18 protein-coding genes are annotated in these 24,342 nt (G+C 61.6%); 10 read left to right on the forward strand and 8 right to left on the reverse strand.

Features of this window, described 5'->3' with window-relative positions; translation table 11 throughout:
* Positions 1-173: 173 nt before the first annotated feature.
* Complete coding sequence (locus AB1462_RS17715; protein WP_259192534.1) at positions 174-2,204, forward strand: methyl-accepting chemotaxis protein; 2,031 nt, start codon at positions 174-176, stop codon at positions 2,202-2,204.
* A gap of 126 nt (positions 2,205-2,330) precedes the next feature.
* Positions 2,331-2,762 carry a hypothetical protein gene (locus AB1462_RS17720; RefSeq protein WP_259192532.1) on the forward strand — a complete coding sequence of 144 codons (432 nt, stop codon included), beginning with the start codon at positions 2,331-2,333 and terminating at the stop codon, positions 2,760-2,762.
* On the opposite strand, the gene AB1462_RS17725 is transcribed toward AB1462_RS17720, so the two are convergent.
* Positions 2,709-3,485: a TatD family hydrolase gene (locus tag AB1462_RS17725; RefSeq protein WP_259192531.1), complete on the reverse strand. Its 777-nt coding sequence runs from the start codon at positions 3,483-3,485 to the stop codon at positions 2,709-2,711. The genes AB1462_RS17720 and AB1462_RS17725 overlap by 54 nt on opposite strands.
* Before the next feature lie 2 nt (positions 3,486-3,487).
* The gene (cra, locus tag AB1462_RS17730; RefSeq protein WP_090409526.1) at positions 3,488-4,483 is read right to left on the reverse strand and encodes a catabolite repressor/activator; all 996 of its coding nucleotides are present in this window, start codon (positions 4,481-4,483) and stop codon (positions 3,488-3,490) included.
* 294 nt (positions 4,484-4,777) lie between these two features.
* On the opposite strand from cra, the gene ptsP reads away from it, so the two are divergent.
* The 7 genes from ptsP to AB1462_RS17765 all read left to right on the forward strand — a co-directional run bounded on the left by ptsP (position 4,778) and on the right by AB1462_RS17765 (position 14,524).
* Positions 4,778-7,636, forward strand: coding sequence for a phosphoenolpyruvate--protein phosphotransferase (gene ptsP, locus AB1462_RS17735; RefSeq protein ID WP_090409524.1), 2,859 nt, complete (start codon positions 4,778-4,780; stop codon positions 7,634-7,636).
* Positions 7,637-8,557, forward strand: a complete 921-nt coding sequence (gene pfkB / locus AB1462_RS17740; protein WP_367247493.1) for a 1-phosphofructokinase — start codon at positions 7,637-7,639, stop codon at positions 8,555-8,557.
* A gap of 11 nt (positions 8,558-8,568) precedes the next feature.
* Positions 8,569-10,287: a PTS fructose-like transporter subunit IIB gene (locus AB1462_RS17745; protein ID WP_315336884.1), complete on the forward strand. Its 1,719-nt coding sequence runs from the start codon at positions 8,569-8,571 to the stop codon at positions 10,285-10,287.
* Between the two features lie 175 nt (positions 10,288-10,462).
* Complete coding sequence (locus AB1462_RS17750; protein WP_315336882.1) at positions 10,463-11,245, forward strand: aldolase/citrate lyase family protein; 783 nt, start codon at positions 10,463-10,465, stop codon at positions 11,243-11,245.
* Between the two features lie 48 nt (positions 11,246-11,293).
* On the forward strand, positions 11,294-12,214 hold the full coding sequence (locus AB1462_RS17755) for a branched-chain amino acid transaminase (RefSeq protein WP_090409515.1): 921 nt from the start codon (positions 11,294-11,296) through the stop codon (positions 12,212-12,214).
* A gap of 216 nt (positions 12,215-12,430) precedes the next feature.
* Entirely contained in the window at positions 12,431-12,904 is a 474-nt protein-coding gene (locus tag AB1462_RS17760; protein WP_367247496.1) for an Lrp/AsnC family transcriptional regulator, read from the forward strand.
* A gap of 78 nt (positions 12,905-12,982) precedes the next feature.
* Positions 12,983-14,524 (forward strand): alkaline phosphatase D family protein, encoded by a 1,542-nt coding sequence (locus tag AB1462_RS17765; protein WP_315336879.1) that lies wholly within the window; start codon positions 12,983-12,985, stop codon positions 14,522-14,524.
* Between the two features lie 52 nt (positions 14,525-14,576).
* Here AB1462_RS17765 and AB1462_RS17770 read toward each other — a convergent pair whose 3' ends face one another.
* The 6 genes from AB1462_RS17770 to AB1462_RS17795 all read right to left on the reverse strand — a co-directional run bounded on the left by AB1462_RS17770 (position 14,577) and on the right by AB1462_RS17795 (position 22,330).
* Positions 14,577-17,102, reverse strand: coding sequence for a PepSY domain-containing protein (locus AB1462_RS17770; RefSeq protein WP_367247498.1), 2,526 nt, complete (start codon positions 17,100-17,102; stop codon positions 14,577-14,579).
* 141 nt (positions 17,103-17,243) lie between these two features.
* Entirely contained in the window at positions 17,244-18,407 is a 1,164-nt protein-coding gene (locus AB1462_RS17775) for a type III PLP-dependent enzyme (RefSeq protein ID WP_090409507.1), read from the reverse strand.
* Positions 18,408-18,879: 472 nt separating this feature from the next.
* The gene (locus tag AB1462_RS17780; protein WP_090409505.1) at positions 18,880-20,037 is read right to left on the reverse strand and encodes a betaine/proline/choline family ABC transporter ATP-binding protein; all 1,158 of its coding nucleotides are present in this window, start codon (positions 20,035-20,037) and stop codon (positions 18,880-18,882) included.
* Positions 20,034-20,687 (reverse strand): ABC transporter permease, encoded by a 654-nt coding sequence (locus AB1462_RS17785; RefSeq protein ID WP_027604864.1) that lies wholly within the window; start codon positions 20,685-20,687, stop codon positions 20,034-20,036. Before AB1462_RS17785 ends, AB1462_RS17780 begins: the two co-directional genes overlap by 4 nt.
* 12 nt (positions 20,688-20,699) lie before the next feature.
* The gene (locus tag AB1462_RS17790; protein ID WP_259192523.1) at positions 20,700-21,593 is read right to left on the reverse strand and encodes a glycine betaine ABC transporter substrate-binding protein; all 894 of its coding nucleotides are present in this window, start codon (positions 21,591-21,593) and stop codon (positions 20,700-20,702) included.
* 20 nt (positions 21,594-21,613) lie between these two features.
* A complete protein-coding gene (locus tag AB1462_RS17795; RefSeq protein WP_032886220.1) occupies positions 21,614-22,330 on the reverse strand; it encodes an ABC transporter permease in 717 nt (238 codons plus the stop codon).
* Positions 22,331-22,661: 331 nt separating this feature from the next.
* On the opposite strand from AB1462_RS17795, the gene AB1462_RS17800 reads away from it, so the two are divergent.
* Positions 22,662-24,245, forward strand: a complete 1,584-nt coding sequence (locus AB1462_RS17800) for a peptide chain release factor 3 (RefSeq protein ID WP_090409501.1) — start codon at positions 22,662-22,664, stop codon at positions 24,243-24,245.
* Positions 24,246-24,342 lie beyond the last annotated feature (97 nt).

Below are 24,342 nucleotides of genomic sequence, written 5' to 3' on the forward strand. Positions count from 1 at the left end.
ATAAGCGGGCTTGTCCCGCGCCGGGCTGCCCAGCAGCCCCCTGCAATCTTGGCTCGTTAACTTTACGTTACAAAACTCCCTTTCAAATTGAGCTATACAGACAGAGCGCCAAATAGTGGCTTTCTGCCGCCGCCCTGCGCCTCAATAAAAATAAAAGAAAGGGGAGGTCACCTGTGAAGAGCTTGCTCTATCCCGCCGTCGCGCTGATGAACCGTCTTAGCTTCGGCATGAAGTTCAGCCTGATCAGCGTGCTGTTCCTGCTGCCGATGCTGGCCACCAACTATTACCTGGTGCGTGATTCCTGGCGCGAGTTCCAGGGCACCCGTGTCGAGCTGCAAAGCCTGGATTTGCTCGGCAGCAGCCTGGTGCTGCGCCGTGACTTGGAAACCCTCAATAACCAGGTGCAGATCAACGCAACCCTCGGCCAGTCGGGGAAGGCTGCTGACCTTGAGGGCAAGATCAGCGCCTTGGAGCAGAGCGTGCTCGCCCGTCTGCAAAGCCTCAACCCGATGGCTACCGAGCCTGACCAAATCGCGGCCTTTGAAGGTAAGCGCGACGAACTGATCGCGGCCTTCCAGGCCCAGCAACAGGAAAGCTCGCTGCAAAGCAAAAGTGCGTTGATCGGCAAGTTGCTCAACAAGGCACAGATGCTCAGCCAGATCATTGCCAGCCAGTCCGGCTTGAGCCGCGACCCCCAGAGTGACTTGCGCCAGCTCAGCGAACTGATCACCAGCGTCACCCCGCAAGTCACCCAGATCTTGGGGGAGGGCCGGGCGATGGGCGCCTATTCCCTTGGCCAGGGTTTTCTCAATTCATCTTCCAGTACCCGCTTCGACGAACTGCTGCAACAGTTGGAAAAGCTCCAGGCCGAATACGGCTTGAAATTGCAGGACGCCCTGGGCGCCAGCAAAGCCGCTCACGCGGCACTCGACAGCCCGGCCAAGGCCAGCAATGCCAGCCTCAAGCAGGGCAGTGAGCTGTTTGAAGAACAGGTGGTGATGGCCGAAACCCTTGACGCACCCTGGCAGGGTTTCTATGACAGCGTCAGCCAATTGATGGACCACACCTATCAGCTCGATGACGCCACCCTGACGTTTCTCGGGCAGCAGCTGGAGCAGCGCCTGGCGCAGAACCGTACGCACATGGTGCTGCTGGTCTCGGCGCTGACGGCGGTGTTTTTGCTGATCTTCTATCTGTATGCGGGGTTCTACGCGTCTACGCGCACCACGTTGCGGCGCCTGGGGGCGATGATGGACAAGGTGGCTGCCGGCGACATGACCGTTACCTTTGTCGCCCACAGCCGCGATGAGTTGGGCGATTTGGGCCAGGTGTTCAACGGCACCGTGGCGAAGATCCATGATTTGATCGAGCGCGTGGGGCACACCGTCAGCCAGGTCGAATTGCAGGCCGGCCAAGTGGAAACCGTTTCGGCCCGGAGCAATGAGGCGGTCTCAGGCCAGCGCATGCAGATTGAGCAGGTGGCGACGGCCATGAACCAAATGTCGTCCACCGCCCAGGAGGTGGCGCGCAGTGCCGCGGCGGCGGTCAGCAGTGCCCACAGCGTCAACGATGAAACCGTCAACGGTCGCGGCCTGGTGCAATCCCAGCAGGGCAGCATTGCGCGGCTGGCCTCTGAGATCGACCAGTCGGTAAGGGTGATCAACCAGTTGGCTACCGACAGCCAGTCCATCAGCGGCGTCCTGGAGGTGATCAAAAGCATCGCCGAGCAAACCAATCTGCTGGCACTCAATGCTGCCATCGAGGCCGCACGGGCCGGTGAGCAGGGGCGCGGCTTTGCCGTGGTGGCCGACGAGGTGAGAACCCTGGCCCGGCGTACCCAGCATTCCACCGAAGAAATCGAACAAATGATCAGCCGCCTGCACAGTGGCGTGGCAGCGGCCGTGAAGGCCATGGGCACCAGCCATGAAATGGCCAACGGTACCGTGGAGCAGTCGGATAAGGTCCAGCAGGCCTTGGAAAATATCCTCGGTGCCGTCGGCATGATCGTCGACCAGAATCAGCAGATCGCTGCGGCTGTGGAGCAGCAGACCGCCGTGGCCCACGACATCGACCAGAATATCGTCGAAATCAATCGTGCCGGCGAACATGCTGCCCAAGGTGCGCATCAGACTGAAGCGGCGAGCCGGCAGCTATCGATCCAGGTGATTGAGTTGAAGCAACTGATCGGGGCCTTTCGTGTGTAAGACAGTGGCGTAGGATTGGTCTTCTATCGATGTAGTGCCTGTCTTGAATTCCCGGAGTGCCTTTTTTGCGCGCGTGAATAAGTGAAAATTTGTTTCACTCAATTCAGGTCCAGGGGAGGCACGACGATGACCACTGCAGTCGGCATCAAGGGGCACTGCGCCCATTGCGACATCACGTTTGAACTCAAGCCTTGGCAGTTGAATGCCATCGCCATCGAAGAACCCTTTGATTGCCCGTATTGCCAGCGCGTCCTGGAGTTGAACTGCCCCCGGCAGTTGCGCCATTTCAAGGCGCTGGACCACTGGGCACTGGTACGCCCGAGCATGGCCGTGCTGACCTGCGTGGTGTTGATCGTGGCGCTGGTGGCGGAGTGGGTGGGCCTGATCAGTGTGGTCGGGCAACTCAATGTGTCACTGGTGGTGCTGCTGGTGCATTTTCTGGTGTTGCGCTATGCCCGTCATCGGCAGCGAATGACCTTGAACCTGCAAGCGGTTACTCCGGCACTACCAATTGAACAGCTCGCACGCATTGCGTGTACTCGCCTCGGCCAGCAATAGAGGGCTGGTGCCCATGCGCTCGGCCAGGGCGGTGCAGATCGCCGGCAGGTGCGCCGGGCTATTGCGCTGGCCCGGGTACATGGCCGGCGCCATGTCGGGGGCGTCGGTTTCCAGCACCACCGCGCTCAGCGGCAGTTGTGCCAGCACCTTGTGCATACGCAGGGCCTGGGGCCATGTGGCTGCGCCGCCCAGGCCGAGCTTGAACCCCAGCTTGATGTATTCGTGGGCTTCTTCCCGGCTGCCGGCAAACGCGTGGATGATACCGCCCCGTGGCAGGCGGATGCGTTTGAGCGTGGCGATTACGGCAGCGTGGCTACGGCGTACGTGCAGCAGCGCCGGCAGTTGGAAGTCCATCGCCAATTTGAGTTGGGCCTCGAACAGGCTTTGCTGGCGCTCGCGATCCAGTTGTTCAAGAAAGTAATCCAGGCCGATTTCACCCACCGCGCAGAGCTGTCGATGGCCGTGCAGGCGCGTCAGCCAGTCGCCCAACTCCGTCAGGTCGGTGGGCTTGTGGTCATCGAGATACACCGGGTGCAGGCCAAAGGCTGCGAACAAACCCGCATCCGCCTGCACCAGATCCCACAGCCGCTGCCAATTCTGCTGATACACCCCCAACACCACCATGCGCCGCACGTCTAATGCACGGCTGTGGGCGAGGACTTCCCGGCGATCGCTGTCGAACTCCGGGAAATCCAGGTGGGTGTGGGTGTCGATCAGCTCCACGCTCAGGCCTCGTGGATACGCTGCTTGAAGGTCCGGCCGATGGCGTGCACGCCCGGTTGGTACTGCTCTTCTTCAATGGCTGCCAGGGCCAGGCGCAGGGCGGTGTCGGCAATCAGCTGATGTTGCTGGGCCATTGCGTTGACCGGCAGCGGTAGAAAGTCCAGCAACTGGGTGTCACCAAAGGTGCCCAGGCGCAGCGGTCGCGACTTGAGCGGGAAGTCATGCAGTGCGTCGAACACGCCTTGCAGCAACACGTAGGAAGTGGTCACCAGTGCGTCAGGCAGGTGCCCCAGTTGATGTAGAAGTTGCACCATCAACTGTCGGCCGCAGTCACGGCTGAAGGCTTCGCCGTGTTCGACGATCACCTCACCAGTGAAGCCTTGCAGCGCTTCACGGAAACCGGCGGCGCGCTCCTGGCTGATACTCAGCTCGGGCCGCGCGCCGATCAGCACGATCTGCTTGGGCAAGGGCTGCAGCAGGCTGCTGGTCAGCTGCTGGCAGGCCTGACGGTCGTCGCTGACCACCGAGCAGAAGTGTTCCGGCTCCATCACCCGGTCGATGGCGATCACCGGCAAGCCCTTTGCTTGCAGCTCACGGTAGCTGTCATCACCGGCGGGCAGGCAGCTGGCCACGAACAACGCATCGCAGCGGCGAGCGCGGAACAGTTGCAGCAATTGACGCTCGCTGCCGGCCTCGTCGTCGGAACTGGCAATCAGCAATTGATAGCCGCGCGCGCGCGCGCCTTGTTCCAATAGCTTGGCGATCCGTGCGTAACTGGGGTTTTCCAGGTCGGGCAGGATAAAGCCCAAGGTGCGCGTGTGCCGGCTGCGCAGCCCGGCGGCCTGGGGGTTGGGCGTGAAGCCATGGGCTTCAACCACGGCACGCACCCGCTCGACGGTAGCGTTGCTGATGCGTTGCTGTTCGGCTTTGCCATTGATGACATAGCTGGCGGTGGTCACGGACACACCGGCGAGACGCGCGATATCACTGAGTTTCAAACCGGGATTTCCTTGTTTTTTGGAGCTTGCCCCGACATTTTGTCCAATCGTAACCGATTCCTGCACACGACTATTGTCTCAGCTCAAATGCCGAGTGGTCCTTCAAGGATGCACAATTAACGCGTAATCTGCCTTAAATTCTAGATTAAACGTTTCAGCCAGCGTATTTTTACGACGTTCGCGACTGAGTGCCTACTGCCAATTGACTGCTCAGTCAGTTACTTTCGAACGCCCTTACACTGTTTTATTCAAAACAATACCTAGTGCGTCCATCGCACTAACTAGGAGAACGGCATGCTTGAGCTCACTGTAGAGCAGATATCCATGGGCCAGGTGGCTGTGGATAAATCTGCCGCCCTGCACCTGCTCGCAGACAAACTGGTGGCCGATGGCCTGGTCGCCGAGGGGTATCTCAGCGGCTTGCAAGCCCGTGAAGCCCAAGGCTCGACGTTTCTTGGCCAAGGTATTGCCATCCCCCACGGCACCCCCGAAACCCGCGACCAAGTGTTTTCCACCGGTGTGCGCCTGTTGCAGTTCCCCGAAGGGGTGGACTGGGGCGATGGGCAGATTGTGTACCTGGCCATTGGTATTGCCGCCAAATCCGATGAACACCTGCGCCTGCTGCAACTGCTCACCCGCGCCCTCGGTGAAACCGACCTGGGCCAGGCGCTGCGCCGCGCCGGCACGGCTGAAGCGTTGCTGAAACTGCTGCAAGGCGCACCCCAGGAGCTGGCGCTGGACGCGCAGATGATCAGCCTGGGCGTGTCTGCCGATGACTTCGAAGAGCTGGTCTGGAGAGGCGCACGCCTGCTGCGTCAGGCCGATTGTGTGAGCAATGGGTTTGCCGCCGTGTTGCAGCAGGTCGATGCGCTGCCGCTGGGTGATGGCCTGTGGTGGCTGCATAGCGAGCAGACCGTCAAGCGCCCGGGCCTGGCGTTTGTCACCCCCGACAAACCCATGCGCTACCTCGGCCAGCCCCTTAACGGTCTGTTCTGCCTGGCCAGCCTGGGTGAAGCCCATCAGGCCTTGCTCGAACGCTTGTGCGCCTTGTTGATTGAAGGTCGTGGCCAGGAATTGGGGCGCGCCACCAGCAGTCGCGCGGTGCTCGAAGTGCTCGGCGGCGAACTGCCACCTGACTGGCCCAGCGCCCGCATCACCCTGGCTAACGCCCACGGCCTGCACGCGCGGCCGGCGAAGATCCTCGCGCAATTGGCAAAAAGTTTTGACGGCGACATCCGTGTGCGCATCGTCGATGGCCCGGTGGGCGCAGTGTCGGTGAAGAGCCTGAGCAAGTTGCTCAGCCTTGGCGCCCGGCGTGGCCAGGTGCTGGAGTTTGTCGCCGAGCCAACCATTGCCGGTGATGCGCTGCCCGCGTTGTTGGCGGCGGTCGAGGAAGGCTTGGGCGAAGAGGTCGAGCCACTGCCGACCGTCAGCGCGCAGCCCGAACCCCTCGACATTGCTCCGGTGCTCAGCGCACCGCCGACCGGCAGCCAGATCCAGGCCATCGCTGCCGCGCCTGGCATCGCCATAGGCCCTGCGCATATCCAGATCCAGCAGGTGTTCGACTATCCCCTGCGCGGCGAGTCCTCGGCCATTGAGCGCCAGCGCCTGCAGGACGCCTTGGCCGATGTACGCCGGGACATCCAGGGCCTGATCGAACGCAGCCAATCCAAAGCCATCCGCGAGATTTTCATCACCCACCAGGAAATGCTCGACGACCCGGAACTCACCGATGAAGTCGACACCCGTCTCAAGCAAGGTGAAAGCGCACAAGCGGCGTGGATGAGCGTGATCGAAGCCGCCGCCAAGCAGCAGGAGTCGTTGCAGGATGCCTTGCTCGCCGAGCGCGCCGCCGACTTGCGCGACATCGGTCGCCGGGTGCTGGCGCAATTGTGCGGCGTCGAAACCGCCCAGGAGCCGAGCGAACCCTACATCCTGGTGATGGACGAAGTCGGTCCTTCCGACGTCGCGCGCCTGGACCCGGCCCGCGTCGCCGGCATCCTCACTGCCCGTGGCGGCGCAACGGCCCACAGCGCCATCGTCGCCCGTGCCCTGGGTATTCCGGCGTTGGTCGGCGCCGGCCCGGCGGTGTTGCTGCTGGCCGCCGGTACGCCGTTGCTGCTGGATGGCCAGCGGGGTCGCCTGCATGTAGACGCCGACGCGGCCACCCTGCAACGCGCCACCGTTGAGCGTGATACCCGTGAGCAACGCTTGCAAGCCGCCTCGGCCCAGCGCCACGAACCGGCGCTGACCCGTGATGGTCACGCCGTGGAAGTGTTCGCCAATATCGGCGAAAGCGCCGGTGTGGCCAGCGCGGTGGAGCAGGGCGCCGAAGGCATCGGCTTGCTGCGCACCGAACTGATTTTCATGGCTCACCCGCAAGCCCCTGACGAAGCCACCCAGGAAGCCGAATACCGCCGCGTCCTCGATGGCCTCGGGGGCCGTCCGCTGGTGGTGCGCACCCTCGATGTGGGCGGCGACAAACCGCTGCCGTATTGGCCGATTGCCGAGGAAGAAAACCCCTTCCTCGGCGTACGCGGTATTCGCCTGACCCTGCAACGCCCGCAGATCATGGAAGCGCAATTACGCGCGCTGTTGCGCTCGGCGGATAATCGCCCGTTGCGCATCATGTTCCCCATGGTCGGCAGCGTGGATGAGTGGCGTGCGGCGCGGGATATGACCGAACGCCTGCGCCTGGAAATCCCGGTGGCCGACCTGCAATTGGGCATCATGATCGAAATCCCGTCGGCGGCCTTGCTCGCGCCGGTGCTGGCCAAGGAAGTGGACTTCTTCAGTGTCGGCACCAACGACCTGACCCAGTACACCCTGGCTATCGACCGTGGCCACCCGACCTTGTCGGCCCAGGCCGATGGCCTGCACCCGGCGGTACTGCAACTGATCGACATCACCGTGCGCGCGGCCCATGCCCACGGCAAATGGGTCGGTGTGTGCGGCGAACTGGCGGCAGACCCGCTGGCGGTGCCGGTGCTGATCGGCCTGGGTGTGGATGAGTTGAGCGTGTCGGCCCGCAGCATTCCCGAAGTGAAGGCGCGGGTGCGTGAATTCAGTCTGAGCGAGGCCCAGGGCCTGGCGCAAAAAGCACTGGTGGTGGGCTCGCCCGCCGAAGTGCGTGCCCTTGTGGAGGCCGTGTAGATGGCAAGGATTCTGACCCTGACGCTGAACCCGGCGTTGGACCTGACGGTGCGCCTGGCGCGCCTGGAACCGGGTGAAGTCAACCGCAGTGAAACCCTGCTCACCCATGCCGCCGGCAAAGGCGTGAATGTGGCGCAAGTCTTGGCCGACCTGGGTCATCAAGTGACGGTGGGCGGCTTTCTCGGTGAGGACAATCCCCAAGCCTTCGAGGCGCTGATCGCACAACGTGGTTTTGCCGACGTGTTTATCCGCGTGCCCGGCGAAACCCGCAGCAATATCAAGATTGCCGAGCAGGACGGCCGGGTCACCGATATCAATGCGCCGGGGCCGTTGGTCAGTGAGCAGGCGCAGCAAGCGTTGCTCGACCAATTGACGCGCAGTGCGCCGGGCCACGATGCGGTGGTCGTCGCTGGCAGCTTGCCGTGTGGCGTCAGCCCGCAGTGGTTGCAGGGGCTGTTGGAACACCTGAAGCGTCTGGGCTTGAAAGTCGCCCTGGACACCAGCGGCGAGGCGCTGCGTGCCGGTCTCAAGGCGGCCCCGTGGTTGATCAAACCCAATACCGAAGAGCTCGCCGATGCCCTGGGCAATGCCAACAACGTCATCAGCCAACTGCATCAGCAGGGTGTTGAACATGTGGTCGTCTCCGACGGTGCCGCGGGCGTGAGCTGGTACAGCCGGGCTACGACCCTGCATGCCACGCCGCCCAAGGTCACGGTGGCCAGTACGGTCGGTGCGGGCGATTCGTTGCTGGCCGGCATGCTCCACGGCTTGCTCAGTGGCGAGGCACCGGAACACACCCTGCGCCGCGCCACGGCAATCGCCGCCATGGCGGTGACACAGATCGGTTTTGGCATCGGCGACGCTGCGCAGTTGGCGCGTCTTGAAAGCGGCGTCGCTGTACGCCCGCTGACAGAACAATAAGAGGGTTTGTCATGAAGTTAGCCATTGTTACTGCCTGCCCGAACGGCATGGTCACCAGTGTGCTGTGCGCCCGCTTGTTGGACGCCGCCGCACAGCGCCAGGGCTGGAGCACCAGCGTCGAGGTGGTGGATGTGCAGCGCCCGGAGCGCCAGTTGTCCCAGGCCACCATCGACGATGCCGAATGGGTGTTGCTGGTCACCAGCACTGCGGTGGATATGCAGCGGTTTGTCGGCAAGCGGGTGTTCCAGAGCACACCGGCCCAGGCGCTGGCGGATGTCGAAGCGGTGTTGCGCCGGGGCGCTGAAGAGGCCCAGGAGTATGTCGCCAGCCAAGCACAGGCTGCGTCGAAGCATGCCCCGCGTATCGTCGCGATTACCGCCTGCCCGACCGGCGTGGCGCATACCTTCATGGCCGCCGAAGCCTTGCAGCAGACGGCCAAGCGCCTGGGCTATGACTTGCAGGTCGAGACCCAGGGCTCGGTCGGTGCGCGCACGCCGTTGAGCCCGGAGGCCATCGCCGAGGCCGACGTGGTCCTGCTGGCGGCCGATATCGAAGTCGCTACCGAGCGCTTCGCCGGCAAGAAGATCTACCGTTGCGGCACCGGTATTGCACTCAAGCAATCCGAGGCGACCCTCAACAAAGCCCTGGCCGAAGGCGCAGTGGAAAGTGCGGCCAGCGGTACCGTGGCCAAGAAAGAAAAAACCGGCGTCTACAAACACCTGCTGACCGGTGTGTCGTTCATGTTGCCGATGGTGGTGGCGGGCGGGTTGCTGATCGCCTTGTCGTTCGTGTTTGGCATTCATGCGTTTGAACAGGAAGGCACCCTGGCCGCTGCGCTGAAAACCGTCGGCGACCGCGCCTTTATGCTGATGGTGCCGTTGCTGGCGGGTTACATCGCTTACTCGATTGCCGACCGCCCGGGGATTGCTCCCGGCATGATCGGTGGTCTGTTGGCGGGCACGTTGGGAGCCGGTTTTATCGGCGGCATCTTCGCCGGTTTTCTCGCCGGCTACTGCGTCAAGCTGATCACCCGTGCGGTGAAGTTGCCGCAGAGCCTGGAGGCCCTCAAGCCGATCCTGATCATCCCGTTGCTGGCGAGCCTGTTCACGGGCTTGGCGATGATTTACCTGGTGGGGCCGCCGGTGGCGCGCATGCTCACAGGCCTGACCGATTTTCTCGCGACCATGGGCACCACCAATGCGGTGCTGCTGGGCATCTTGTTGGGCGGCATGATGTGTGTCGATCTGGGCGGGCCGATCAACAAGGCGGCGTATGCGTTTTCCGTCGGCTTGCTGGCGGCGCAGAGCGGCGCACCGATGGCCGCGACCATGGCGGCCGGCATGGTGCCGCCGATCGGCATGGGCATCGCCACGTTCCTGGCGCGACGCAAGTTCGCCCAGACTGAACGCGAGGCCGGCAAGGCGGCGATGATTCTGGGCATGTGCTTTATCTCCGAAGGCGCGATTCCGTTTGCCGCCAAGGACCCGTTGCGAGTGATCCCGTCCAGCATCGCCGGTGGCGCGTTGACAGGGGCGTTGTCGATGTACTTCGGTTGCAAACTTGCCGCCCCGCATGGCGGCCTGTTTGTGTTGATCATTCCGAACGCGATGAACCACGCGCTGCTGTACTTGCTGGCGATTGTCGCCGGTAGCCTGCTGACGGGCCTGGTGTACGCGCTGATCAAGCGTCCGGAAGCCATCGAGCTGGCGGTCAGCCCTGTGAAAGCCTGATCCATTCGCACCTGCTTTCAGCGGATTGGAACAACCGAGCGGTGAACGCCTGAGAAATGGAATGACCATTTCGTAGCCGGGCATTCACGCTCGGCAAATGCGCAAAAAAGTACCCCTGGCGTCTGCCTACCATAGGCCTGCGATACCCATCGCATTACGACGCCAGGAGCCTGCCATGCCCAATTCCATTAAACACCACCTCTTGCATTCGATACCCTCTGTGGGGTGCTGGCTGACACTTGCCAGCCCTGCGGTCACCGAGCTGCTTGCCCACTGCGGGTTTGACTGGCTGGTCATCGATACGGAGCACGGTCCAGGCGATGTCCAGGATGTCGCCGCGCAATTGCGTGCTATCGACGCCGCCAACGCGCAGGGCGCAAGGGTCACCGGCGCCGTGCGGGTGACGGCCAACGACGCTGCCCAGGTCAAGCGTGTGATGGATTGCGGGGCGCAGACCCTGGTGTTTCCCAACATCGACAATGCAGCCCAGGCGCAGGCAGCCGTGGCCTCCATGCGCTTCCCGCCAAGCGGGGTCAGGGGCGTTGCCGCGATGGTCAGGGCCGGGCGGTATGGGCTGGACGCTCACTACGTCGAATCAGCCAACAGCCAGGCCTGCGCCATTATCCAGATCGAGTCGGCCGTCGCTGTCGAGCATATCGACAGCATCGCCCAGGTCGAGGGCGTGGATTGCCTGTTCATCGGCACCGCTGATCTTTGCGCGAGCATGGGCTTGCTCGGGCAACCCGGTCATCACACGGTCACGCAGGCGATCGACCAGGTGCTCGAGGCCGGCCGCAGATACTCCAAGGCCGTGGGGATCTTTGCGACGTGCGTCGAGCAGGCCTGCCATTACCGTGAACGGGGCGTGACCTTTATTGCATTGCACTCCGATACCGGTTGGCTGGCCAAGGGTGCAGTCGGTGCCCTCGAGGCTTTCGGTTCCACCTCTCAGAAATAATGCGCGATGAGCCTCGCGAGGCTGTTCACCGTTTGTGGAGATGCACGTATGTCGATGTCTGATCGTGATGGAAAAATCTGGATGGATGGCCAATTGGTCGAATGGCGCGATGCCAATGTCCATGTGCTTACCCATACCCTGCATTATGGAATGGGCGTATTTGAAGGCCTGCGCGCCTATGAAACGGTGCGCGGCCCTGCCATTTTTCGCCTGGAAGCCCATACCCGGCGCCTGTTCAATTCCGCCAGGATCTTTCAGTTGGAACTGCCCTTTGATGAAGAGGTGATGAGTGCTGCATGCGGGCACGTGATTCGTGCGAATGGCTACGGCGCGTGCTACCTGCGCCCCTTGGCCTGGATCGGCTCGCAGGTGCTGAGTATCGCGGCAACGAATAACCGGATTCATGTGGCGGTGGCGGGATGGCCCTTGGGTGCCTACCTGGGTGATGAGGGCATGGAGAGGGGGATCCGAGTGAAAACCTCGTCGTTTACCCGTCATCATGTCAATGCCGCGATGGTCCGCGCCAAAGCATGCGGCCATTACGTCAATTCGATCCTTGCCAACCGGGAAGCCGTATCTCTTGGGTTTGATGAGGCGTTGCTGCTGGATACCGAGGGGTATGTCAGCGAGGGGGCAGGGGAGAATATCTTCGTGGTGCGGGATGGGATCATCTACACGCCCGATGTGGCGTCGTGCCTGGATGGTATTACCCGTGACTCGGTCAAGGTGATCGCCCAGGACCTGGGCTTCGAGGTGCGGGAGAAGCGCCTTACCCGTGACGAGGTGTACTGCTGCGACGAGGCTTTTTTCACCGGTACCGCTGCAGAGGTCACCCCGATTCGCGAACTCGACGGGCGAAAAATCGGGGCAGGGTCGCGAGGTGCCGTTACCCATGCAATCCAGCAGGCGTATTTTCGTGCCGTGCAGGGCGTCGATGAACAGTATGCCCATTGGCTGACCTATGTCTGATCGTTCCAAAAAAACGCCGGCTCGGCCCGTTGTAGCGAGGATCCTGCACAACCCGTCGCTCTTGTTGCTGATGCTGGTCGCCGTCCTGTTTTGCCTTGGCTGACAATGTTTTGCTGGATGTTTACGCGTGCCGTAGGCTTGAACAATCGTGCGATAACGTCGCCTTCCATTCATGCCCTGGAGCACGGCATCCAGCGTCGATGAGGTGAAACGAAGGTGGCAAAAATAAAACTGGATGCGACGGACCGTCGGTTATTGGCTGCTCTTCAGAAAAACGCCAGGCTCTCCAGCGCGGAGCTTGCCGAGTTGGTGTCGTTGAGTGCGTCACCCTGTTGGCGACGGGTCAAACGGCTTGAAGAGGCCGGCGTGGTGCGGGGCTACCATGCGAGTATCGATGCGAAAATGCTGGGGTACAGCGTCAGGGCGTTTGTCCAGGTGGCGCTGCATCAGAAGGATACCGCTCACATGCAGGCTTTCGAGGTCTCCATGACGTCATTCGAACAAGTGATTGCCTGCCACTGCATTTCCGGTGTTTTTGATTATCAGCTGACCGTCCTGGCCACCGACATGCCGGCTTTCAGTGAGTTTGCCAGGCAACATATCAACGGATTTCCCGGAGTGAAGGATGTGTGCACCGCGTTCGTCGTCAATGAGATCAAGGCGGTCAACATAACGGCCGGGTTGCTCTAGCCCGTCCCGGAGCAGGTGTCATACGTCTTTCACGCACGCGTGCTTAAGTGCCTTTTTGATCCGAAAAAGGGACCCTCCATGAGCCACTTCGATCTCGGCCGTCGCCGTGTGATGCAAGCCGTCGGCGCCGGTCTGTTGCTGCCGGGCCTGGCCCCGGCGGTGATCGCTTCGGTGAAAGACCGGCCGCAACTCACCGACGGCGTGCAGTCCGGCGATGTGCTGGGCGACCGCGCGATGATCTGGAGCCGCAGCGACCGCCCGGCAAAAATGGTGGTGGAATGGGACACCCGCAGCGTGTTCAGCAACCCGCGTAAATTCGTCTCGCCCCTGGTCGACAGCCGCACCGATTTTACCGCCCGCGTCGAACTCACCGGGCTGCCTGCCGACCAGGCGATTTTCTACCGCGTGCACTTTGAAGACGCCCAGACTGGTGTCGCCAGCGAGCCGTGGTTCGGTCACCTGCGCAGCGTGCCGCAACAGCGTCGCGATATCCGTTTTGTGTGGAGTGGCGACACCGTCGGCCAGGGCTTTGGCATCAACCCGGACATTGGCGGCATGCGTATCTATGAAGCCATGCGCCTGCGCCTGCCGGACTTCTTCATCCACAGCGGCGATACCATCTACGCCGACGGCCCGGTACCCGCGCAATTGCCCACCGAGGGCGGGCGTATCTGGCGCAATATCACCACCGAAGCCAAGAGCAAGGTCGCCGAAACCCTCGACGAATATCGCGGCAACTACCGCTACAACCTGCTGGATGAAAACGTGCGCCGCTTCAATGCCGAAGTGCCGCAGATCTGGCAGTGGGACGATCACGAAGTGGTGAATAACTGGTCGCCCGGCAAACAACTCGACGAGCGCTACCAGACCAAGGACATCAACACCTTGGTCGGCCGCGCACGCCAGGCCTGGCTGGAATATTCACCCATGCGTCGGCAAAGCGCAGACGGCGGCGGACGGATTTATCGCAAGCTCAGCTATGGCCCGCTGCTGGATGTATTCGTGCTCGACATGCGCAGTTATCGCGGCCCCAACGATGACAACCTGGGCGGCGAAAAAGCCTTCCTCGGCCGCGAACAGTTGGACTGGCTCAAGCACGAACTCAAGGCCTCCCAGGCCCAGTGGAAAGTGATCGCCGCCGACATGCCCATCGGCCTCGGCGTGCCCGACGGCGAAGTCAGCCCCGGCGTGGCGCGTTGGGAAGCCATCGCCAACAATGACCCCGGCCCGGCGCAAGGCCGCGAGCTGGAAATCGCCGAATTACTGGGCTTTCTGCGCGCGCAGAAGGTGCGCAACCATGTATGGCTGACGGCGGATGTGCATTACTGTGCGGCCCATCACTACCACCCGGATCGCGCGGCGTTCCAGGATTTCGAGCCGTTCTGGGAGTTTGTCGCCGGGCCTCTGAATGCGGGCAGCTTCGGCCCGAACCCACTGGATAAAACCTTTGGCCCTGAGGTGGTGTTCGAGAAGGCCCCACCGGCGCAGAACACCTCACCGTTTGCCGGGTTTCAGTTTTTTGGCGAAGTACAGATTGATGGGCAGACGGCGGAGTTGACCGTTATTTTGCGCGACCTGGATGGGGTCTCGGTATTCGAACAGAAGCTGCAACCCACCTGACTTGAAATGCAATCCAAATGTGGGAGCGGCTTATCCCCTCCCACATTCGATCTCAGTAGACATCCCGGCGGTAGCGACCTTGTTCGATCAAGCGCTCCACCGCTTCACTCCCGAGGATGTCGTGCAGCGCCTGGTCTACGCCCGCCGCCATCCCCTGCAAGCTCCCACACACATAAATCGCCGCGCCGTCCGCGAGCCATTTACTCAGTACATCGGCGGATTCGCGCAGGCGATCCTGCACGTAGATTTTCTCCTCCTGATCGCGGGAAAACGCCAGGTCCAGCAGCGCCAGATCACCACTGGCCAGCCAGCCTTGCAGTTCTTCCTGGCAGAGGAAGTCGTGGGCGATGTTGCGCTCGCCGAACAGCAGCCAGTTGCGTTGCTGACCATCGGCAATCCGCGCCTTGAGCAAACTGCGCAAACCGGCCAGGCCGGTGCCGTTGCCCAGCAAGATCAACGGCACTGGCGCGTCCGGCAGGTGGAAACCGCTGTTGCGGCGCAGGCGCAGGCTGATGCCCGAGCCGATGGCCGCGTGTTCTGTGAGCCATCCCGAGCCCAGGCCCAGGCTGCCATCCGGATGGCGTTCCTGGCGCACGATCAGTTCCAACACGCCGTCGCTGGCAATCGAGGCGATGGAGTATTCGCGCATGCCCAGGGGCGCGAGCGCATTCACCAGCGCTTGGGCATGCAGGCCCACCAGATGTGCGCGGTTGTCCGGCAGTTGGCGGGTCGCCAGGGCTTGGTTGAGGGTATGCGCGAGGCCGTCGACCAGCACGCCGTCGGCGCCGGTCAGGCCCAGGCCTTCGAGGAAGTGCTCGATGGCCCCGGGACAATTGCGCGGCAGGATTTCCACCAGGTCACCGGCCAGCCAACGTTGCGGCGATGGTGAGGTGAGGCCCAGCAGGTAGACGCCCGCGCTGGCGCTGCCAGGGTTCAGCAGGGTGCGCTGGCTCAGTGTCCAGTTTTCATACTGGGCGGTCGGCCAGGCCGCCGCCGGCGCGTGGCCGGTCAGTTGGCCAAGCTGTTGTTGCCAGTGCAGCAGGGCGTCAGTGTCGCCGCTGTCTACTTCCACCGGGGCGAACAGTGGGCTACCGCCTTGGTGGGTCAGCCAGAAATGCAGGCGCCGGGCAAAACCACAGAAGTGTTCGTACTGGCGATCACCCAGGGCCAAGATCGAGTAGTTCAGGCCCTTGAGCGACAGGTCCTGGCCGAGCACGCTGCGCTCGAAACCTCGGGCACTGTCGGGCGCCTCGCCGTCGCCGAAGGTGCTGACTACGAACAAGGCATTTTCCGACTGGCGCAAATCGTCCTGGCTGACCCTGCCCAAGGGCTGCACCTTCACCGGCAGGCCGGCCGCCTGCAATTGCCCGGCGGTCTGCCAGGCCAGTTGCTCGGCAAACCCGCTCTGGCTGGCAAAGCCGATCAGCCAGGCCGGGGCATCACTGTGGTTGGTGTACAGGCCTTTACGTGCATCGCGCACCTGACGTTTTTTGCGGCGACGGTCCAGGTACAGCAGCCAGCCGGTGATGAAAAACAGCGGCATGAGCAGCGAGCTGACGGTGAGGATAATGCGCCCCGCCAGGCCGAAATAACTGCCGGTGTGCAGCGCATAGATGCTGGTCAGTAACTGCGACTTAAAGGTTTTGCTGGCGTATTGGTCATGGGATTTGACCTCACCGGTGGCCGGGTCCAGGTTGATCTGGTTCAGTGCGCGGTCATGGGATGAGTCTTTCAGCAGGTAATAGACGATGGCGGGTTGCCCGGCGACGGCGGGCATGCGGATGTTATAGGCACTCAAGCCTGGGCCGGCATTGCTGTAGATGCTGCTCCAGATTGCGTCGTAGTTGGCCACCGGTGCCGGGCCTTCGGGCGGCGGGCCGCGCTTGCGCATCCGTTCATTTTGCGGCGCGTCGGACAGCAGTTTGGTCAGGCCCTGGCTGTACCAGTCGTAGGACCACGACAGCCCGGTCAGTGCCGCCAGCAGGTAGGCCAGCAGGCACCAGGTGCCGAACACCGAGTGCAAATCCCAGTTGAAGCTGCGGCCCTTTTTGCGCCAGTCCAGCGTCAGCCAGGCACGCCAGCTTGCGACCTGGCGCGGCCAGCGCAGGTACAGGCCGGACAGGCAGAAGAACACCAGGATCAACGTGCAGGCGCCGGTGATCTGCCGGCCGGTTTCGCCCATGGCCAGGAAACGGTGCAGTTGCAGGATAAAGCCGAGCACATCCTGGCCGACCGCGTCGCCCATGTAGTCGCCGGTGTAGGGGTCGAAGTAGCGCATCTGGCCACGGCGCTCACCCGGCGGTGGGGTGAAAAATACACGGGCGGCGTTGCCGCTTTCGCTCTCCACCCACAGCATGGACACGGTCTTGCCTTCGGTGGCTTCCAGCTTGCGCACCAGTTCGGCGGGCGGCAGCACGCCGGCTTCGCGTTTCTCCACGCTCAATACGTTCGGGTTGAGCGCCCGCAGGATCTCATCCTGAAACGAGACCGCGGCCCCGGTGATCCCCATCAAGGCCAGCACCAGCCCGGCAGTGATGCCGAAGAACCAGTGCAACTGGAACAGGGTTTTCTTCAACACGTCGGACTGCCTCGTCTGTCTGGATGTAAATGCCAAGGCGCGCATTATGCCGTGAGTTATCGAGAAACATTCTTTTTAAACACAAAAAAGCCCACGACAGGGCGTGGGCTTTTTCTTGCAGCTTAAGGCTTGGCGCTACGGTTATACGTAGAACGACTTCAACGGCGGAAAGCCATTGAACTCAATCGCGCTGTAGCTGGTGGTGTACGCACCGGTCGACAACCAGTACAAACGATCACCGATCGCCAGGTTCAGCGGCAGGCCGTACTTGTAGTTTTCGTACATGATGTCGGCGCTGTCGCAGGTCGGGCCGGCGATGACCACTTCTTCCATCTCGCCTTTCTTCTCGGTCCAGATCGGGAACTTGATCGCTTCGTCCATGGTTTCGATCAGGCCGGAGAACTTGCCCACATCCGTGTACACCCAACGCTCGACGGCAGTACGGGATTTACGTGCAACCAATACCACTTCACTGACCAGGATACCGGCGTTGGCGATCAACGAACGGCCCGGCTCCAGGATGATTTCCGGCAGGTCATCGCCGAAGTCTTCCTTGAGGAAACGGATGATCTCTTCGGCGTAGGTTTCCAGGCTATTGGTACGGGTGATGTAGTTGGCCGGGAAGCCACCGCCCATGTTGATCAGCTTGAGGTGGATGCCGTCTTCTTCCTTCAGGCGTTCGAAGATCACTTTGACCTTGGCGATTGCCGCGTCCCACACGCTGATGTCGCGTTGCTGCGAGCCAACGTGGAACGAAATGCCGTACGGCACCAGGCCCAGGTCACGAGCGAGGATCAGCAGGTCCATGGCCATGTCGGTCTGGCAGCCGAACTTGCGCGACAAAGGCCAGTCTGCGGTGGTCGAGCCTTCGGTGAGGATACGCACATACACTTTCGAACCCGGAGCGGCCTTGGCGATGTTGCGCAGGTCGGCTTCGGAGTCGGTGGAGAACAGGCGCACGCCCTTCTCGTAGAAGTAGCGGATGTCCTTGGATTTCTTGATGGTGTTGCCGTAGCTGATACGGTCGGCGCTGACGCCGCGGTCCATGACCTTGTCCAGCTCATAGATCGAGGCGATGTCGAAGCTCGAACCCTTGTCTTTCAACAGGTCGATGATCTCGACGGCAGGGTTGGCCTTGACCGCGTAATACACCTTGGCGAATTCGAAACCGGCGCGCAGGTCATCGTAGGCCTGGCTGATCATCGCGGTGTCGATCACCACGAACGGGGTTTCTTGCTTGTCGGCGAACGCCTTCATTTTGTCAAAAGTGGCGCGCGCGAAATAATCTTCGACGTTGATCGACATGCTGGGAACTCCTAAGGGCAAACTAAATTGATCAATGGGTGCAAATGAACGTCCTCCGTATCCCCACTTTGGTTCGCCTACTTCCCAAGGCATGTCGCCGAAAGCAAAAAGGCCATGGGAACAACCGCTTCCCTTGGCCTTGCTGTCTCGTCGTCAGTACTTGAGCCGGATGGATCGTTTCCAGCATGGACGTTCGGCGCGAACTTTAGGACGTGAGGGGCTATAGATCAACTAAAAATGTCGCGTTTTTGCACGCGTTCGTCGCGGGACCGCGTGCAGCTACTTATGTAACCGACACGTGTGACGGAATGATGTTCCCCGCTGAGTGGTAATCGAGGCGATTTCCCTGACTCACCGAAGGGGAAATGTGGGAGGGGGCTTGCTCCCGATAGCGGTGGATCAGTGACAGATGAAGTGACTGACACACCGCCATCGGGAGCAAGCCCCCTCCCACATTTTTTACCGCGTTGTGTCAGGCCAGGGCGGTCTCGGCAGGGGAGACAATACTGGTCTTGCCCCCACGGGACTTACCGGAACTCAGGTACTCGGCAATCGACTCCTGGGTCACTTCACCCAGGAACACCCGCTCCGCGTCCATTACCGGCAGCCACGAGCGATTGAACTCGTACATGCGCGACAGCAGGATGCGCAAATGCTCGTCGTACGCCGCCGTGGCGTTGAACTCGCGCAGGTACTGGCCGCAGGTGCCGGCCTGACGGTGCAGGTCGCGACGCCGGACATAACCCAGCGCCTTGTTCTCCGCACAGGTGACCACCACATAGCGGCGGTCGGTTTCGTCCATCAGCTCCAGGGCCTCGGCCACCGGGGTTTCCGGGCTCACCGACGGGGCGTTGTCCGCCGCATCCTCAGCCTTCACCAGCAGCAGGCGCTTGAGGGTGCTGTCCTGGCCCACGAAGTTGCTGACGAACTCATCGGCCGGATGCGCCAGCAGGGTGTCTGGATGGTCGATCTGCAGCAGCTTGCCGGCGCGGAAGATGGCGATCTTGTCACCCAGCTTGATGGCTTCGTCGATGTCGTGGCTGACCATGATCACGGTCTTGTTCAACGCGCGCTGCATCTCGAAGAATTCGTTCTGGATCATCTCGCGGTTGATCGGGTCGACCGCGCCGAACGGCTCATCCATCAGCAGCAGCGGGGCATCGGCCGCCAGTGCGCGAATCACGCCGATGCGCTGTTGCTGGCCGCCCGACAGTTCACGCGGGTAGCGATGCAGGTACTGCTTGGGTTCCAGCTTGATCATGCTCATCAACTCACGGGCGCGGTCGTGGCATTTCTGTTTGTCCCAGCCCAGCAGCTTGGGCACGACCACGATGTTTTCCTCGATGGTCATGTTCGGGAACAGGCCGATCTGCTGGATCACGTAGCCGATGTTGCGACGCAGGGTCACTTCGTCGAGGTCGGTGGTGTCTTCGCCGTTGATCAGGATCTTGCCCGAGGTCGGCTTGATCAGGCGGTTGATCATTTTCAGCGTGGTGCTCTTGCCGCAACCCGAAGGGCCGAGGAATACGCAAATCTCGCCTTCGTTGACGGTCAGGCTTACGTCGTTCACGGCCGAAACAGTTTTGCCGTTGCTTTGAAAAGTCTTGGTCAGGTTTTGAAGTTCGATCATTTGAGCAGTCCTTTTGGAGTCAGCGAGCGTTGCAGCCATTGCAGAAGCAGGTCGGCGAAGATGGCCAGGAGACTGACCAGCACGGCGCCAACGATCAGCATCGACATGTCGCTGCGGCTGATGGAAGCCAGAATAAGTACACCCAGGCCACCGGCACCGATGGTAGCGGCGATGGTCATGACGCCGATGTTCATCACCACGGCGGTACGCACACCGGCGAGGATCACCGGCACGGCGATGGGCAGTTCGACCATGCGCAGGCGCTGGCCGAAGGTCATGCCGATGCCTTTGGCGGCTTCGCGAATACCCGGTTCAACCCCGGTGAGGGCCAGGTAGGTGTTACGCATGATCGGCAGCAGGGAGTAGAGGAACACGGCGGTGATCGCCGGCATCGGCCCCAGGCCCTGGCCGAACTTGGAGTAGAACGGCAGCAGCAGGCCGAACAGCGCGATGGACGGCACGGTCAGCAGCACCGTGGCGCTGGCTTGCAGGGGGCCGGCGAGGGTTGGGAAGCGGGTCATCAGCACGCCGAGGGGCACGCCGACGACAATCGCCAGGATCACCGCGATACCGACCAGGGTGATGTGCTGCCAGGTCAGGTGCAGGACCTGGGCCCAATCAAGATGGGAAAAGGCGTTCAGGAATTCCATGTCTTCTCCTTCTTAGTTGATCGGATGTTGGCGCAGGAAATCGGCGGCAACAGCGGATGGGCTTTCATGCTCGACGTCGACCCGTGCATTCAACTCGCGCATGGTTGCGTCGTTGAACAGTTCGGCCAATGGCTTGAGCTCGGCGGCCAGTTGAGGGTGCTGGTCGAGGTATTGCTGGCGAATCACCGGGGCGGCGGTGTAGTCCGGGAAGTAGTGCTTGTCGTCTTCCAGCAGCTTCAATTTGAACGCGTTCAGGCGACCATCGGTGGTGTAGACCAGACCGGCAAACACCTGGCCGTTACGCAACGCGGTGTAGACCAGGCCGGCGTCCATCTGCCGGGTGTTTTTACGCGTCAGGTTCATGTCGTACAGCTTGACCATGCCGCCCATGCCGTCGGAACGGTTGGCGAACTCGGTGTCCAGGGCCACCAGGCGCGTGCCTTTGGTTTTCTCGGCAAGGGCTTGGGTCAGGTCGCTGATGGTGTTGATCTGCGGGAATTCCTTGGCCACGTTTTCCGGCAATGCCAGGGCGTAGGTGTTGCTGAATTTCGACGGCGACAGCCAGACCAGGCCTTTTTTCGCGTCGAGCTCTTTAACCCGGGCGTAGGACTGTTCGCTGTCGAGCTTCTCGTCCACATGGTTGTAGGCCACCAGCGACACGCCGGTGTATTCCCAGATCAGGTCCAGTTGCCCGCTTTCCTGGGCACTGCGCGCCAGGTTGCTGCCCAGGCCGCCGGTCACGCGGGCGTCGTAGCCCTTGGTGCGCAGGTACTGGGAGGTGATTTCGGCCAGCAGGGTCTGTTCGGTGAACACCCTGGCGCCGATGCGGATCACGGGTTTTTCAGCGGCTTGCGCAATACCTGCAAACAGTAGGACGCAGCTCAATATCAGGGTCAGTCTTTTCATGTGATTTCCTTTGCCAAGCCTTAAGACGGACGCAACCCGCGTTCCAGCCAGAGGCGGCTGGCCATGGTCACCAGACCGTCGAGCAGCAACGCCAGCAACGCGGTGCACGCGGCGCCGAGCAGCAGTTGCGGCTGATTGTTCAGGGCGATGCCGGGGAAAATCAGGCTGCCCAGGCTGTTGGCACCAATCAGAAACGCCAGTGGTGCGGTACCGACGTTGATCGCCAGGGCCACGCGCACGCCGCCGATGATGATCGGCACGGCGTTGGGCAATTCGACGCGAAACAGCACCTGGCGCGGGGTCATGCCGATGCCGGTGGCGGCTTCTTTCAGCGAGCCTTGAACGTTTTTGAGGCCTTCGTAGGTGTTGCGCACGATGGGCAACAAGGAGGCGAGGAACAGCGCGAAGATGGCCGGGCCACTGCCGATGCCGAGGACGCCGAGGGCGATGGCCAGTACGGCCAGGGGCGGGACGGTGTTGCCGATGTTGAAGATCTGCATGAAGCGTTCTGCACGCCCGACCATGTTCGGTCGGCTGAGCAGGATACCGGCGGGGATGCCCACAATCAGGGCCGCCAGCATGGAGACTAGAACAAGGATCAAATGAGCTTGCAGGTAAAACAACAAATCGTCGCGGTACAGTTCGATCGTGTTGATGCCGATCCAGTGGACCAGCAGGGCCAGGAGAGCGACGACAACCACTCCTCCTATCAGCCCTTTGCCATAGCGAATAGCCACAGGCGGACTCCTTTTTTCTTTTGTCGGCGAACACATTTCCGAGCGGCAATGCCATTCCTGGCTGTCGGCGAATGTAGTCGCGAAAAGCAGCTCGCCAATACCGGCAACGCGGTATCAAATCGAGCCATGAGCGCAGCCTCGTCAGGCTAACTTGCTGATTTTTCAGCCCCTGTTACGAGTGCGGTAGCAGGGGAGTGGACGTCTCTACCTTTTAAAAGGTTCCATACTTGGCAGCATTTAGCCACCCCCAATAGGCTGAACGGTGGTCCGGCCTCCTGGGTTTGCGCTATACTCGCCGCCCTTTTTTGACTCACCTGCCAGGCGATTTCCCATGACCCACCAGGCCGCCGAAGTCGCGAAACGCCGCACTTTCGCCATTATTTCCCACCCCGATGCCGGTAAAACCACCATCACCGAGAAGCTCCTGCTGATGGGCAAGGCGATCGCAGTGGCCGGCACGGTGAAATCGCGCAAATCCGACCGCCATGCCACCTCCGACTGGATGGAAATGGAAAAACAACGGGGTATTTCCATTACCACGTCGGTCATGCAGTTCCCGTATCGCGACCACATGGTCAACCTGCTCGACACCCCGGGTCACGAAGACTTCTCCGAAGATACCTACCGTACCCTGACTGCGGTGGACTCGGCACTGATGGTCCTCGACGGCGGTAAGGGCGTCGAGCCACGTACCATCGCGCTGATGGACGTATGCCGCCTGCGCGACACGCCGATCGTCAGCTTCATCAACAAACTCGACCGCGACATCCGCGACCCGATCGAATTGTTGGATGAAATCGAAGCCGTCTTGAAGATCAAGGCCGCGCCGATTACCTGGCCGATCGGTTGCTACCGCGACTTCAAGGGTGTGTACCACCTGGCCGATGACTACATCATTGTCTACACCGCCGGTCACGGTCACGAACGCACTGATGTGAAAATCATCGAGAAGCTCGACTCCGACGAAGCCCGCGCCCACCTGGGTGACGAGTACGACCGCTTTGTCGACCAGTTGGAACTGGTGCAGGGCGCCTGCCACGAGTTCAACCAGCAGGAATTCCTCGACGGCCAACTGACCCCGGTGTTCTTCGGGACCGCATTGGGCAACTTCGGCGTCGACCACGTGCTCGACGCTGTCGTGGACTGGGCACCGAAGCCTCTGGCCCGCGTTGCCAACGAGCGTACTGTCGAGCCTGTGGAGGAGAAATTCACCGGCTTCGTGTTCAAGATCCAGGCGAACATGGACCCCAAGCACCGTGACCGCATTGCCTTCATGCGCATCTGCTCCGGCAAATACGAAAAAGGCATGAAGATGCGCCACGTGCGCACCGGCAAGGACGTGCGCATCGGCGACGCCCTGACGTTCTTCTCCTCCGAGCGTGAACAGCTCGAAGAAGCCTACGCCGGCGACATCATCGGCCTGCACAACCACGGCACCATCCAGATCGGCGACACCTTCACCGAAGGCGAAGCGCTGGGCTTCACCGGCATCCCGCACTTCGCGCCGGAACTGTTCCGCCGCGTGCGCCTGCGTGACCCGCTGAAATCCAAGCAACTGCGCCAAGGCTTGCAGCAACTGGCGGAAGAGGGCGCCACCCAGGTGTTCTTCCCCGAGCGCAGCAACGACATCATCCTCGGCGCCGTCGGCGTGCTGCAGTTCGATGTGGTCGCCAGCCGCCTGAAAGAGGAATACAAGGTCGAGTGCTCCTACGAGCCGATTACCGTGTACTCCGCGCGCTGGATCGATTGCAGCGATAAGAAGAAGCTGGAAGAGTTCTCCAACAAGGCCGTGGAAAACCTCGCGGTCGATGGCGGCGGTCACCTGACCTACCTGGCGCCGACCCGGGTCAACCTGGCGTTGATGGAAGAGCGCTGGCCGGATGTGAAATTCCGCGCGACCCGCGAGCACCACTAAGGTACGAGCGCCGCAAAACAAAATGAGGGAGGGGGCTTGCCCCCGATAGCAGTGTGTCAGCCAGTACCTTGGGGGCTGACACTACGCTATCGGGGGC

The sequence above is a fragment of the Pseudomonas sp. SB113 genome (genome assembly GCF_040754745.1).
In the GTDB taxonomy this organism is placed as follows: domain Bacteria; phylum Pseudomonadota; class Gammaproteobacteria; order Pseudomonadales; family Pseudomonadaceae; genus Aquipseudomonas; species Aquipseudomonas grimontii.